Genomic DNA, 14804 nt, shown 5'->3' with positions numbered 1-14804 from the left:
TAATCCAATTGTCTAATTATCTAATTATCTAATTTTAAAAAGATGTTTAAAAAAATATTAATTGCGAATAGAGGAGAAATTGCATTACGTGTAATTCGTACATGCAAGGAAATGGGAATCAAAACTGTAGCAGTTTACTCTACAGCCGATGCGGAAAGCTTACATGTTAAGTTTGCTGATGAAGCGGTTTGTATTGGTCCTCCTCCAAGTAACTTATCGTATTTAAAAATGTCAAATATTATTGCTGCTGCAGAAATTACAAATGCAGATGCAATACATCCGGGATACGGATTTCTTTCAGAGAATGCTAAATTCTCTAAAATTTGTCAGGAGCACGGAATCAAATTTATTGGTGCAGCTCCTGAAATGATCGACCGAATGGGAGATAAAGCTTCTGCAAAAGCTACAATGAAAGCAGCAGGAGTACCATGTGTGCCAGGTTCAGACGGATTATTAGAATCTTTCGAACATGCGCAAAAAGTAGCTAAAGAAATCGGATACCCGGTTATGATGAAAGCTACTGCAGGTGGTGGTGGAAAAGGAATGCGTGCCATCTGGAAAGAAGATGAGCTTTTAAAAGCATGGGAAAGTGCACGTCAGGAAGCTGCTGCTGCTTTTGGAAATGACGGTATGTACATGGAGAAACTTATTGAAGAGCCACGTCATATCGAAATTCAGGTTGTCGGTGATTCTTACGGAAAAGCATGTCACCTTTCTGAAAGAGACTGTTCTGTTCAGCGTCGCCACCAAAAACTTACTGAAGAAACACCTTCACCTTTCATGACTGATGAATTGCGTACAAGAATGGGAGAAGCGGCTGTAAAAGCAGCTGAATTCATTAAATACGAAGGAGCAGGAACTGTAGAATTTTTAGTGGATAAACATAGAAACTTCTATTTCATGGAAATGAATACACGTATTCAGGTTGAGCATCCAATTACTGAACAGGTAATTGATTATGATCTGATCCGTGAGCAGATTATGGTTGCTGCCGGAATTCCAATTTCTGGTAAAAACTATCTTCCTGAATTACATGCTATAGAAGTTCGTATTAACGCTGAAGATCCTTATAACGATTTTCGTCCTTCACCAGGAAAAATCACTACGCTTCATATGCCTGGAGGACACGGAGTTCGTTTAGATACGCACGTTTACTCAGGATATAGCATTCCGCCAAATTACGATTCCATGATTGCGAAGTTAATTACAACAGCGCAGTCGCGTGAAGAAGCGATTAGTAAAATGAGAAGAGCTCTTGACGAGTTTGTAATCGAAGGTGTGAAAACGACAATACCTTTCCATAGACAATTAATGGATGATCCAAAATACATTGCAGGAGATTATACGACTGCTTTCATGGATACTTTCAAAATGAATAGCCCGGAATAGATAATATTAAACCTCATTGAAAAATGAGGTTTTTTTATGCCTTGATTTTAGTGTTTGTTGATTGTTTAAATCCATATTTAATTATGACAACTAAAAGTAATTCTTTACAGTGCTCATTCTGATTTTAAATTCAGTAGTCTTAGGGACTTATAAATAAGCGACTGTGATATATAAAAAAATGCCACATCTTGCGTGATGTGGCATTTTTAATTATTAGATTACAAGCGATGTGTTAGTTTTTTATTTTGAAAGTAACTCTTCGAACTAACTTTCTTGCGGTAGCAGACTCTTTATCTACAGAAGAATCTACGCCACCTCTCATGACATTAATTCTTTCAGGGGCAATTTTCGCTTTAAGAAGAATTTCTTTTACATTGTTTGCTCTTTCATCTGCTAATTTTTCGTTGTATGAAGCATTACCAATTTCATCAGCATAGCCCGTAATGTCAACAGAAGCTGAAGGATTGTTTCTTAAATAGTTTAGTACAAAATTAATACCATCCATAGAGGATTCATTTGGAGTAGATTTGTTGAAATCGAAATAAGCGGCAACATAACCTCCGTTCACTAAATTTGTGATTGATTCCTTATCGCTCAATGGAGCATCAGATCTGCTTGGATAAGTTTTTGTTAAGTACCTCTCTAATTCATCAGGTATGCCGTTATTATTTAAGTCAACAGCTCTTCCTTTAGAATCCACCATAAGTCCTGCAATAGTGTTAGGTTCTAAATCTAAATAATCAGCTACACCATCTTTATCACTATCATTTAACATTTTTTCAAGCTGATCAATTCTTTCTCTTTGAACAATTACTTCATTGTCAACAATAGTAACCCAGTCGGCGTGTTTTTCGTTTTTTCCCAGATATAATGTCAACCCTATAGTACCATTAAATAAAGCTCCGTTGAAACCTTTTTCGGGATTTAATGCAGCTGCATCATATGTATGGTTTTGAAGGGCATTCACAATAGTTGAAAAATCTCCCGTAAGAACCAATTTGTTAGAAAGTTTAACCTGACCTGTTACACCGATTATGAAATTAATCATTTTGTCGTCTATTGAAGAGTTTTTATCTTCAAAATATGCAGCACCAAAACCTGTATGCCCTAATAGGCCAATTGTCTGTGTCCAGGTTTCAAAATTCATAATTCTACCAAAGTTGGCTACACCCTGAATATCAAATCTATAATATTTGGTATCAAAAGGAGTTGTGTTTTTTTGTTCCTGGAAACTATTGAATCCTAAATCAGCTTTCAGACCAAATTTGTTATTAAGCATGTATCGAACCCCTAAATCAACAACGTACGGACTTATAGTTGAGGTGTAATATTTCATTGGCTTTTGTGGTTTGTTAAATCCCCCTGCTAATTCGATAGACCATTTGTTGAAATTGCCATCAGCCAAACTTTCGACACTGCTTGTTTGAGCATTAGTCTTTACAACTGTTACAAGCAGAACAAGTAATAGTATAATTTTTTTCATTTTTATATTCCAATTTTAAAATTTGTGCAAAATTACAACTTAATTTTTAACATTTAAGCATGGGGCTAACACAATTATTATGAATTGTTTGCGATTATGTTAAAATTTTTTTTGAGGTTATAATTTTTGTATTATTATTCTGTTTATTCTGCATCATTTTTAAATGAGTTCAAAAATTTATTTTGGGAAAGTATATGGAATCATAATCTTTCCTAGATGTCAAAAAATTAGAATATAAATAACATAGAAACACTTTTGTGTATATTTTTTACACAGAGGTTGTGTTAAATTATACAGTTGTTATTACTTTTAAAAATGTTTTTATTTGGCTAACTTATTAAAAAATAGTACTTTAGATGTCTGAAGGCTTTATTTTTTGATTATGGCACAATAATTTCTTTCTCTAATGTGTAAAACAATAATTAAATAATTTAAAATATACACATTATGAAAAATTTATTTTTATCAGCCGCAATTGTTTTGGGAGGTTTAACTTCATTTGCATCAACTTCTCCAATTTCAAATAATATTGTAAAAACTATTACAATTCAGGACGAATATACTGAAGTAAAATTAGAAGAATTGCCAGCTGCAATTACAGAAGCTCTTAAAAAAGCATATCCGGATGCTGTGCTTACAAAAGCATATAAAAATGAGAAATCAGAATACAAACTAGATGTTACAGTTGGTGACAAAGTAGGTAATCTTTTTGCTAATGCAGATGGATCATGGATTAAAAAATAATTTAAGTAATCTTTAAAAATGACTTATTATGAAAAAGATAATCTTAACAGCAGCAATAGTTTTAGGAAGTTTGTCAATTCAGGCATCAATATTAAGTCCGGTAAATACAATTACTAAAACAATATTTCAGGACGATTATAAAGAAATCGATGCTGTTCCGGCAGCCATTAAAACAGGTTTAGATAATGCTTATCCAGGTGTAAAACTTGAAAAAGCATTTGTAAACAGCAAAAAAGAATATAAAATTGAAATTACAGTTAGAGGTGAAAAATCTACTGTTTTCACAGACGAAAAAGGAAATATTCTTAAAAAATAAATAAAAGAAGCATTATGAAAAAATTAATTTTATCTGCAGCAGTTATTTTAGGAGGTTTATCAGTTCAGGCAGCTATTCCTCACGTAAAAAATTCAAATGTTAATTCTTTCTTTTTTCAGGATGAATACACAGAAGTTGCTTCAGATGCAGTACCGGCAGCTGTAAAATCTACAGCAGAGAAATCTTTTCCAAACACTAAACTCGAAAAGGTATATAAAAATGCTAAAAACGAGTATAAACTGGAAATTTCGAACGGGGACAAGAAGTATACAATTTTTACAGATGCATCAGGAAATGTCATTAAAAAGTAACTAAATTAAATCATTATGAAAAAGTTAATTTTATCCGCAGCGATTGTTTTTGGAAGTTTATCAATCTATGCATCAACAATTACCGATGCTCAACCACAAAAAACTTCCCTGGTGTTTCAGTCAGAATTTACTGAAATTAGTAACGACGATGTTCCCGCAGCTGTGAAGACAGCTCTGGAAACAGCTTATCCGGGTGCCGTGCTTGAAAAAGCATATAAAAACGACAAAAACGAATACAAATTAGACATAGCAGTTGGAGACCAGAAGGCTACTGTTTATTCGGATGCTGAAGGTAACTGGTTAAAAATATAATTAGGTGAATTAGATTTATGTTTTTGGTGAAAAAGAGATTGCTTAACAGCAGTCTCTTTTTTTTTACATAATTTTGTGATAATACTGCATTAATAGTGGTATTTTAGCAAAAAGACCTGAAAAGCAATGCCAAAGATATTATTAATTGAAGACGATATTTCATTTTGCAAATTATTAGAAAGGTTTCTCGAAAAAAAAGCATTTGATGTCATTATTGCTTTCTCTGCAGAAGAAGCCCGGTTATATATCAAAAAAGAATCTTTTGATTTGATTTTGACAGACCTCCGTTTGCCTGATGCTGACGGTATTGTTTTGATGTCTGAATTTAAAATGTCTCATCCTGAAATTCCTGTTATACTTATGACAGGCTACTCGGATGTAAATACTGCCGTAAAAGCAATTAAAAACGGAGCATCTGATTACATCTCGAAACCATTTAATCCTGATGAAGTTTTATTGGTTATTACCAATGCACTCCAAACGGCACCAACTGAAAAAGTTGTAGTAAAAGAAAAAAAAGCTGCAAATAAACAGGCTCCACCAGAAAATGAGTTTGTGAAAGGAATTTCTGTTGCTTCCAAAAAATTATTAGAGCATATTAAACTGGTAAGTCCTACTGACATGTCTGTTTTAATTATAGGGGAAAGCGGCACAGGAAAAGAAATTATTGCAAAAAGCATCCACCAGCAAAGCCAAAGAAAAAACAATAATTTTATAGCAGTTGACTGTGGTGCGATTCCGAAAGAATTGGCAGCGAGTGAGTTTTTCGGACATTTAAAAGGATCTTTTACCGGAGCAATAAGTGACAAAACAGGATATTTTGAAGCAGCAAACGGAGGAACCATTTTTCTGGACGAAATAGGGAATCTTTCCTATGAAAATCAGATTCAGTTGTTAAGGGCACTTCAGGAACGAAAAATAAAACCAGTCGGCAGCAATAAAGAAATTAATGTTGATATCAGGATTATTACAGCTACCAACGAAGATTTGCGTGAAGCTGTTAAAAATGGTGATTTTCGTGAAGATTTGTATCATCGAATCAATGAATTTTCTATTCAGTCACCTTCATTAACCGACAGGGGAGAAGATTTGATGGTTTTTGCCGATTATTTTTTAGAGAAGGCAAACCAGCAATTGAATAAAGATATTATAGGATTTTCACCAGAGGTAGTAGCCATTTTTCAAAAATACAGCTGGCCTGGAAATTTACGCGAGCTTCAAAACTGTATCAAACGTGCTACGCTTTTGTCTCAGGGAGATTTTATCGAAAGCGATGTTTTGCCTATTGAGTTTTTTCAAACAGAAAAACTGGGCAGTTCAGGGAGTTTTTCTTTGTCTGATAATGAAAGGGAAGCCATTATTCATGCTTTATCCAGGACTCAAAATAATAAATCTGAAGCGGCAAAGCTATTGAAAATAACCCGAAAAACGCTTTACAATAAATTAAAACAATACAATATTGACTAAAGAATTTCTTTTTTTAAACCATCAAATAACAAGTCTATTTTGGTTTTTAAATTAGTAAAAAGAGGGTCTAAATTTGAGTTTTCTAAATTATTTTGTTCTAATTTTTTCAGGATTTCACCAGTTTCATGTGCCTGAATCTGTCTGAACATTGGTGCCATCCTGTGACTGATCGCATTTATTTCGGCAATATTTTTTTTCTCAACGGCATTTTCTAAATCTTTTAAATTTCGGATTGTACTTTCGATAAATGATCTGATAAACTCTTTTGCCGATTCATTATCATTTCCTAAAAACTCTTTTAAAGTTTCTAAACAATAAGTTTTTGAAGAAACCTCTTCTTCTCTTTTTACAATTTTATTGTCTAGACTTATGGTATTGTCTAAGACTTTCTGAATGGTTTCAAGTAAGACTTTGGGAGAGTAAGGTTTGTTTATTACTGTAGAAAATCCGGCATTCGTGTAAGTAGAAAAATCTAAATCGGTCCTTCCTGTTATAGCAATGATGGGCTGATTTTTATAAAATGAACCTTTTTTACTTTTCAATTTTTTAACAAACAAGAAACCGTCAATTTCAGGCATCTGAATATCTGTAATAATAAAATCAAAATCAGTATTCTCAATAGTTTCTAATGCTTCTGCAGCACTCGTAAATGACAAAACCTGATGCCCCTGCTGTTTTAAAACAGTACTCGTCAGATTCAGCAAATTGACATCATCATCCAAAACGATAAAAGTAAATTTTTCTAAGCTTGTAATAATTTCTTTTGATGCTGAGTCGGACTGGCTTGCACTTGTATCAAATAAGAGTGGTAGTTTAATTTCAAAAGTGCTTCCTTCTCCAAATGTGCTTTCAAGCTTTAATTTTCCGCCTAAAATCGAAATGATTTTTTGGCAGATGGCCAGCCCTAAACCTGTCCCCCCGTATTTTTTTTCGATGTTTTCATTCGCCTGGGCAAATTCTTCAAAAACGAGTTTCTGATTTTTCTTTTCAATACCAATACCGGAATCTTCAATGGTAATGGTAAAAAAATCATTTTCTTCGGCAACATAAGCACTGATTCTTATAAAACCCTGCTCTGTAAATTTATAGGCATTTCCAATAATGTTGCTCAAAATTTGTTTCAGACGAAACGGATCGCCAACAATCTTTGAATTCAGTTTTTGATCAACATTAATAATAAGGTCAATGTCTTTTTGTTTGTAAACAGTCTGGATGCTTTTGGCCACTTCGTCAATGATTTCAGGTAATAAAAAGGGAACTTTTTCAATCGTAATTTTACCTGCCTCGATTTGAGAAAAATCTAATAAATCCTTTACGAGCTGTGTAATATATTCAGATGAATTCTTTATGTTTTTAATGAAATACGACTGTTTGGTATTCACATCAGAATTGCTCAAAAGTTCAGAATATCCCACAATGGTACTCAGCGGGGTTTTTAAATCATGACTTACCGTTGAGATAAGCTGCTCACGGCTTTTAAGAAGGTTTTTGGTTTTAAAATTGGCAATCTCTAGCTGTTTTTTATACAATTGCGATTTCGAATAATCGCTTACAATAATGATGGAGAACACTACGGTAAGCAGTAAACCCACGATTGCTGAAACGGTAACGATTTCATTTACTTTTTTAAGTGATTTTTCTTTTAATGAATTGTTTTTAATGGAATTGATAATAATTTCCCTTTCAATTATCCGAAGAACTTTTCGGAGTTGTTCAGAAATTGCAATTTCATTTTTAAGCAGTTTATTTTCTTCAAAATTGAGCGACTCTTTTTTCTTTTCAGCTTTTTGTTTTACGTCACTCAAAAGCTTTTTAGAATTGGCTAAAATCGAATCAGAAGCTTGTTTGCTCAAAGTATTGGTACTATCGTCAGGAATATTCTGGTTTAGATAATCAACATATTTTTGCAGTACATTTCGCTGATAACTTCCCAAATCATTGGGGTTTTGAGTAAAATCCTGAAGTTCCAGTTTTCGGAGTTTAAACTCCATTTTAGTAATTTCATCAATGGCGTTATTTACTGAAACTTCATCATCAGCCTTATTTTTTATAGTTTTTAATTGTCTGATGTTTTCTGTTTTTTCAGACAATAAATAAGCAACGCTGTCCAGCAAAACCTTTTGATATTCTGTGGTTACAATCTGTTTCAGTGTATCTAATCTGGATTTTAAGGAATCTGTTTCGATAAGGTAGCTTTTGAAATCCTTTTCAGAGTTGGTCTGAATTGTTTTTCGGGCTAAACTTTCTGTTTTATATACATTTGAAAAAAGTTTGCTGACTCTTAATATTTTAGTTTTTTCAAAAGCAATTTTATCTTCTAACTTATTGTAAACTACATTTTCAGAATATAAAAACCATCCCACAACCACTACTAATCCGATCAGGGCAAGGTAGCCGAAAAGTACTTTAATGGGCATATAGCTTCTTTTGCTTTCCATAAATTGGTATTGAGAAATTCGCTTTTTGAAATGATTACTGCAATTTATTCAATATTTTCTGTTTTAAAAAGCCAAACTTTCTATAAAAAAAAGCCACAGAGTGTAAATCTGTGGCTGGAATATTTTGCTTATGTATTAAAGGGTTTCGTTAAGCCATTTAAAAAATTCGTTTTGCCAAACCTGTGCATTTTGAGGTTTTAAAACCCAGTGATTTTCATCAGGGAAATAAAGAAAACGGCTTTTAATTCCTCTTAACTGTGCAGCCTGAAAAGCTTCCTGACTCTGTCCGATTGGTACACGGAAATCTTTTCCGCCCTGAATGATTAAAATAGGCCTGTTCCAGTTTCCAACCAAAGTTGCCGGATTAAAAATCGTATATGCTTTTTGCGCAACTGCATTGTCCTTTTCCCAGTAAGCCCCGCCAAAATCCCAATTGTTAAAGAAAACTTCTTCGGTGGTTCCAAACATACTTTGTGTATTGAAAACACCATCATGAGCGATAAAAGTTTTAAAACGGTTTTTGTGAATTCCGGCCAGATAAAATACAGAGTAGCCTCCGTAGCTTGCGCCAACACATCCTAAACGGTTTTTATCAACGTAGTTTTCTTTGGCTACATCGTCAATTGCAGAAAGGTAGTCGTCCATAACCTGACCTCCCCAATCCTTACTGATCTGCTCATTCCATTCTACACCGTGACCCGGCATCCCGCGACGATTTGGCGCAACAACTACATAGCCTTTCGCAGCCATTAAAGAGAAATTCCAACGGAAAGAATACGATTGTGTCAACGGACTTTGAGGTCCTCCCTGACAGAACAATAAAGTTGGATATTTTTTTGAAGCGTCAAAATTTGGAGGTAAAATTACCCAAACCAGCATTTTTTTGCCGTCAGTTGTAGTCACATAACGTTTTTCGGTTTTGCTCAAGGTTAATTTTTTATACGTTTCAGTATTGATATTTGATAATTGTTTCCAGGTATTTTTCTTTAGATTAAAAGAAAAAATTTCTGAGGCATGATTCATATCAGATCGTGTTACGATAATATCATCTCCGGCAAAACCAACTAAGTCATTTACATCAAAATCACCGTTTGTCAATTGCCGAACTGTAATTGCAATTCGTGTCAAACCCGGAAAATTTACTGTAAAAAGCTGTTTAGTTCCATCGACTGGTGCAACAAAAAAGACATTTTTACCATCCTTGCTCCAGATAAAATTATCTACAGTTCCGTCCCAGTTTGCAGTTAAATTTTGTTTAATTCCTTTAAACTCAACAATAATATCATTTTTATCAGACTCGTAACCGTCACGTTTCATTTGCAGCCATGATAAATTTCCTGTTGGAGAAAATTGAGGAGCTGTATCGTAACCCAAATTGTCTTCGGTTCTGTTTATTGTTTTTTGAGTTTCTAAATTATACTCGTAAATATTCGTGTTTGTAGAAACGGCATATTGAGTTCCGGCTTTTTTCTTGCATACATATAAGATGCTTTTGCTGTCCGGAGACCAGATGTAATCTTCATCACCACCAAAAGGTTTTTGTGGGCTGTCAAAATTTTCATTCTTCAAAATGTCAATTCCTTTTGCGCCATCTTTGTTTTCTTTGTAAAAAACGTGATTAAATTTTCCTTCGTTCCAGGTATCCCAATGGCGATAATCCAAACCATTATAAATTTGAGCATCCGATTTGTCAAGATTCGGATAGAAATCTTTTCCTAGAACTTTTTCCAGTTTTACTTCTTCATTATACACCAAATATTTTCCGTCAGGCGAAATGTTTTTGTCTGCCAGAACCTCTTTAGTGTCTTTGATTTCAGTTGCGTTTCCTCCGTTTACTGGCAGAATGTAAAATTTAGAATGCGATTTGTTTTCCTCTACAGAAGGAGTTGAAACTTTGAAAACAACATTTTTACCGTCTTTCGAAAGTCCAAGTGGTGTTACTCTTCCTAATTTCCATAATAATTCCTGTGACATTACATTTTGTCCGATAGCATTCAAACTCATCATTATTAAGGTTATAAATAATACTTTTTTCATAATAAAAATCTAATTTTAACAGCGCTAAAAATACAACATTTAGGCTTTGATTAGTTAAATTTTAAACTCTATATAATTGTTAAAATTTAAATTCCAAATTCCAAGGGAGTACTAAAGTTTTTTTCTCATAAATTCACGAATTTAATTTATAAACATTGAATAAGTAGTGATTAAATTTAAAGGCAAAGTTTGGAATTTGGAATTTAAAATATTGTAATTTAACCCACGATTGGGATTTGGGATTTAAAATATTGGAATTTAATAAATTGCTAAGATGGAACTTAGTTATTGGGAACTAAAAAACTGGTTTACTAATGTAGAGTATACCATAGTTGGAAGCGGGATTGTAGGACTTCATGCAGCATTGCGCTTACGCGAAAGATTTCCGGAGTCAAAAATTCTGGTGTTAGAAAAAGGCATGCTGCCTCAGGGGGCAAGTACAAAGAATGCTGGTTTCGCCTGTTTTGGAAGCATTTCTGAAATCATGGAGGACTTAAAAACACATACTGAAGAAGACGTTGTCGAATTAATAGAAAAACGATGGCAGGGTTTACAATTGCTTCGAAAAAGGTTGGGAGATGACATAATTGATTTCAGGCCTTATGGCGGTTATGAATTGTTTTTGAAAGGGGATGAATTCGGATTTAATGAATGTATTTCTAAAATTCCTTTTATAAATGAAGTTTTAAAACCCCTTTTCAAGGCAGAAGTATTTACCAAAGAAATTGACCGTTTTGGGTTTGAAAATATTCAGGAGTATTTGATTTTTAACCCGTTTGAAGCGCAGATTGATACTGGAAATATGATGCAGGAATTGCTGAGAAAGGCTGTTGCCGCTAATATTTTAATTCTGAATCAGCAAACTGTAACGTCTTTTACTGATGCCGGCAATCATGTTGAAGTGGTGTTGAATGATTTTAGTTTTAAATCTAAAAAATTGCTTTTTGCAACAAACGGATTTGCAAATACTTTAACAAATGGCGCAGTAAAGCCTGCCAGGGCACAGGTTTTAATTACAGCGCCAATTCCAAATTTAGATATCAGAGGGACTTTTCATTTAGACAGGGGCTATTATTATTTCAGGAATATTAGTGACAGAATTTTGCTTGGAGGAGGAAGAAACTTAGATTTTGAAACTGAAAAGACAACTGAATTTGGCCAGACCAAAATTGTGCAAAATAGATTGGAAGATTTATTGAAAAATGTAATTTTACCAAACCAGGATTTTCATATTGCACATCGATGGAGTGGTGTTATGGGAATCGGAAACAGTAAAAAACCTGTTGTATCCCAACTATCTGATAACGTGTTTTGTGGAGTGCGTTTAGGCGGAATGGGAGTAGCAATAGGTAGTTTAATAGGAACAGAATTAGCAGATTTAATTTAATGGCAGCCAAGAAACCAACACCAAAAAAAACAACCGCAGGCAAATCGAAACCTGCTTCTAAAAAATCAAATCGTAGTTTGGGACAAAAAATAAAATGGTTTTTCATAAAAGCTGCTTTATGGTTTTTCGGAATTTCGATTGCATGGGTTGTAATTTTTAAATATGTCCCTGTATTTTTTACACCGCTTATGGTGATACGGGTCATAGAGAACAAAATGTCTGATAAAGAAATATATTTCGATCATAACTGGGAACCAATAGAAAAGATCTCCAAAAATCTTCAAAAAGCCGTTATTGCCAGTGAAGACGGAACTTTTTTGTATCATAACGGATTCGATTTTAAAGCACTTCAAAAGGCCTACAAAAGCAACGAACGCGGCCGCAGGATTCGTGGAGGAAGCACCATTTCTCAGCAAACAGCCAAGAATGTTTTTCTCTGGCAGGGAAAAAGTTATTTCCGTAAGGGACTCGAAGCTTATTTTACAGTGCTGATTGAACTCATCTGGGGCAAAGAACGTATTATGGAAGTTTACCTGAACAGTATCGAAATGGGAGATGGGGTTTATGGTGCTTATGCCGCAACAGAATACTGGTATAGACGTGATGCATCAAGCCTGACACCAATGCAGGCAGCAGGTATCGCGGCCATTTTGCCAAATCCAAGGAAATTTAAAGCAACGGGATCTTCAAGTTATATCAACAGAAGAAAAGAAAGAATTATTCGCGAAATGCGCGCCGTTGGTAAAATAAATTATGATGGAAAGTAAAAAAAGCTTTTTTCTGCTTTTCATATTCCTGACAGCTTTTGGCTTTGCCCAGAAAAAGACTGAAATCGGTTTTATTACTGATAACGATTTGTATACTTCCTCTAAAAATGATATGTATTATACCAATGGACTGGAAATTTTTTACAGGTTTTTGTCGAAAAATAACAATGAAAAGATCAATAAAGAAATCACCGAATTCAGGATCGGTCAATATATTTATAATCCGAGGTTTATTAATGAGGAAGCGGTTACCATAAACGACCGCCCTTTTACCGGATATCTTTTTGCGGAGGCTGGACACAGTTTTTTTTATCAGAGTGAATCAGTTTTGAAAACTGATTTTCAGTTAGGCTACATGGGACCGAATGCTTTTGGTAAAGAAATGCAGGAAAGTTTTCATCATATAATTGGGTATAAAAAAGTATATGGCTGGGAAAATCAACTGCATAATGCCCTGGCTGTACAGACTCATGTTATGTATTCGAAAAAATTATTTTCTAAGAAGCATCATGACTATGTAGATTTTCATTATCAGTCAGAAGCAAATCTGGGAACTATTTTTACAGGAGTTTCTACAGGATTTTTAGCCCGGTTTGGGTTTAAAAAACTATTGCCGGTTTACGACTCAAATCTGCATGATGCATCGGTAAGTTTTGAACCACAGTACAATGTTCGTGAATTTTACTTTTATGCGATGCCAAGCGTCAATTATCAATTTTATGATGCGACAATTCAGGGAAGTATGTTTAATGATTCAAGTCCGGTGACTTTTGATTTAGAACCTTTACGTTTTAATGCTGAAGCAGGGTTTAAATACCGACATAATAATTTTAATATATCGTATTCATTTTTGTATCGTGGAAGAGAATTAAAAGATCCTGTTCATAATACGAATACGGGCTATTTTTACGGTTCGATTCGGTTAGGGTTTTTACTGAAATAAGTTATAAAATTTACAATTTACGGTTAACCATAAAATCGTATTTCTAAGTTTTGTACTTTTATATATAATGCAGAATAAAATCATTTCTAACCAATAACTTAAAAGCAAAAAACAGCATGGGAAAATTTGTAATTACCAAAAGAACAAATGGAGAATTTCAATTTAATTTGAAAGCCGGCAACGGTCAGACGATTTTGACAAGCGAAGGATATTCGACAAAAGCAGCTTGTTTAAACGGAATAGAATCTGTAAAAACGAATTCACAGGACGATTCAAAATTTGATAAAAAAGAATCTTCTAGTGGGAAGTTTTATTTTTCATTAAAGGCTTCAAACGGACAAATTATTGGAAACAGCGAAATGTACGAAAGTGCTTCAGGGAGAGATAATGGAATTGAATCTGTAAAAACTAATGCCCCGGATGCTTCAACTGATGATCAGGCTTAGGTTTAGATTTGTAAATAATATGATTAAAAGCTCTCGTAATCGAGGGCTTTTTTTGTTAACTTAGGTCTTAAAAAGTTGAAATTTCTAATATAGCCCTGATGGGAGCGGCATCCTTTTTCCTGCTCCTTTACCAGGAAAAAGATATAGCGGACAGCAGGACAAAACGTCTTATTGAAAACAAATAATCTGCTTCTAAAAAACTAATAATACAGCCTAAAATCCAGAAGTTTACAAAGATCGTAATGCTTTTCGTAGAGTGTTTCTACAATTTCAATGAGGTCGTCCTCTTCCTGGCATAATTTGAAAAAAGCTTTGTCAACAGAGCCGGTACTTGTAAAATTGTTCGAAAACGTACCATAACCGGAAATCGCTCGTGCTCCGGTAATATCCAGGAAATACTGTGCTTCCTCTTCGTTGAGGTCTAATATTTTTGAATTGGCAAAATGCAGGATTTTACCTTTCATTTTACCTTCAAAGATTTCGGCGATTTCTTCCAGGCTGTAATAGTAGTTGTTGAGGCAGATGTTGTTGGCTTCGCCCTTCATTACCAGATAGATGATTTCGTAATCTTTGAAATTATGATCGTCATAAAGCAGGTTATTCAGGCTTTCCTCGAGTCCTTCAATAGTATCGCAGGTTTTGTGAATGCTGGAAATTCCCTGATTAAAGGCCAGTTTTTCAAGACTTTTAACCACTTCGGTAGCAGTGTCGTTTTCTATATCTGGTACACCTTCCAGGCAGAAAATAAATTTATCAGAATCCAT

The 14804-nt window shown here is 34.2% G+C and carries 14 protein-coding genes; 10 read left to right on the top strand and 4 right to left on the bottom strand.

Annotated features, from left to right (window positions below; all coding sequences use genetic code 11):
• The first annotated feature begins 42 nt into the window (after positions 1–42).
• A complete protein-coding gene (gene accC, locus K8B81_RS14060) occupies positions 43–1389 on the top strand; it encodes an acetyl-CoA carboxylase biotin carboxylase subunit (protein WP_163395367.1) in 1347 nt (448 codons plus the stop codon).
• A 232-nt stretch (positions 1390–1621) separates the two neighbouring features.
• Here the strand turns inward: accC and K8B81_RS14055 are convergent, their stop codons facing one another.
• On the bottom strand, positions 1622–2872 hold the full coding sequence (locus K8B81_RS14055) for an OmpA family protein (protein WP_223682214.1): 1251 nt from the start codon (positions 2870–2872) through the stop codon (positions 1622–1624).
• 447 nt (positions 2873–3319) lie between these two features.
• Between K8B81_RS14055 and K8B81_RS14050 the strand changes: the two genes are divergently transcribed.
• The 5 genes from K8B81_RS14050 to K8B81_RS14030 all read left to right on the top strand — a co-directional run bounded on the left by K8B81_RS14050 (position 3320) and on the right by K8B81_RS14030 (position 6022).
• Positions 3320–3616 (top strand): hypothetical protein, encoded by a 297-nt coding sequence (locus K8B81_RS14050; protein ID WP_223682213.1) that lies wholly within the window; start codon positions 3320–3322, stop codon positions 3614–3616.
• A gap of 28 nt (positions 3617–3644) precedes the next feature.
• Positions 3645–3932: a hypothetical protein gene (locus K8B81_RS14045; protein ID WP_223682212.1), complete on the top strand. Its 288-nt coding sequence runs from the start codon at positions 3645–3647 to the stop codon at positions 3930–3932.
• Positions 3933–3946: 14 nt separating this feature from the next.
• Positions 3947–4243, top strand: coding sequence for a PepSY-like domain-containing protein (locus K8B81_RS14040; RefSeq protein ID WP_223682211.1), 297 nt, complete (start codon positions 3947–3949; stop codon positions 4241–4243).
• Between the two features lie 15 nt (positions 4244–4258).
• Positions 4259–4555, top strand: a complete 297-nt coding sequence (locus K8B81_RS14035; protein ID WP_223682210.1) for a hypothetical protein — start codon at positions 4259–4261, stop codon at positions 4553–4555.
• A 126-nt stretch (positions 4556–4681) separates the two neighbouring features.
• A complete protein-coding gene (locus K8B81_RS14030; RefSeq protein ID WP_223682209.1) occupies positions 4682–6022 on the top strand; it encodes a sigma-54-dependent transcriptional regulator in 1341 nt (446 codons plus the stop codon).
• Here the strand turns inward: K8B81_RS14030 and K8B81_RS14025 are convergent.
• Both K8B81_RS14025 and K8B81_RS14020 read right to left on the bottom strand, forming a co-directional pair.
• A complete protein-coding gene (locus K8B81_RS14025; RefSeq protein WP_223682208.1) occupies positions 6019–8460 on the bottom strand; it encodes a hybrid sensor histidine kinase/response regulator in 2442 nt (813 codons plus the stop codon). The genes K8B81_RS14030 and K8B81_RS14025 overlap by 4 nt on opposite strands.
• Before the next feature lie 135 nt (positions 8461–8595).
• Positions 8596–10497 carry a S9 family peptidase gene (locus K8B81_RS14020; RefSeq protein ID WP_223682207.1) on the bottom strand — a complete coding sequence of 634 codons (1902 nt, stop codon included), beginning with the start codon at positions 10495–10497 and terminating at the stop codon, positions 8596–8598.
• 274 nt (positions 10498–10771) lie between these two features.
• Between K8B81_RS14020 and K8B81_RS14015 the strand changes: the two genes are divergently transcribed.
• From K8B81_RS14015 to K8B81_RS14000, 4 genes are all read left to right on the top strand, one after another.
• Positions 10772–11884: an NAD(P)/FAD-dependent oxidoreductase gene (locus K8B81_RS14015; protein ID WP_223682206.1), complete on the top strand. Its 1113-nt coding sequence runs from the start codon at positions 10772–10774 to the stop codon at positions 11882–11884.
• Complete coding sequence (gene mtgA, locus K8B81_RS14010; RefSeq protein WP_223682205.1) at positions 11884–12651, top strand: monofunctional biosynthetic peptidoglycan transglycosylase; 768 nt, start codon at positions 11884–11886, stop codon at positions 12649–12651. The genes K8B81_RS14015 and mtgA overlap by 1 nt, the downstream gene beginning before the upstream one ends.
• Entirely contained in the window at positions 12641–13594 is a 954-nt protein-coding gene (locus K8B81_RS14005) for a lipid A deacylase LpxR family protein (RefSeq protein WP_223682204.1), read from the top strand. Before mtgA ends, K8B81_RS14005 begins: the two co-directional genes overlap by 11 nt.
• A gap of 116 nt (positions 13595–13710) precedes the next feature.
• Positions 13711–14040, top strand: a complete 330-nt coding sequence (locus K8B81_RS14000; protein ID WP_223682203.1) for a YegP family protein — start codon at positions 13711–13713, stop codon at positions 14038–14040.
• 200 nt (positions 14041–14240) lie between these two features.
• On the opposite strand, the gene K8B81_RS13995 is transcribed toward K8B81_RS14000, so the two are convergent.
• Positions 14241–14804 (bottom strand): DUF6642 family protein, encoded by a 564-nt coding sequence (locus K8B81_RS13995; protein ID WP_223682202.1) that lies wholly within the window; start codon positions 14802–14804, stop codon positions 14241–14243.

This window comes from Flavobacterium hibisci, assembly GCF_020026925.1.
In the GTDB taxonomy this organism is placed as follows: Bacteria; Bacteroidota; Bacteroidia; order Flavobacteriales; family Flavobacteriaceae; genus Flavobacterium; species Flavobacterium hibisci.
The sequence above is the reverse complement of the archived record's forward strand: the minus strand, read 5'-3'. Positions and strand labels throughout refer to the sequence as shown.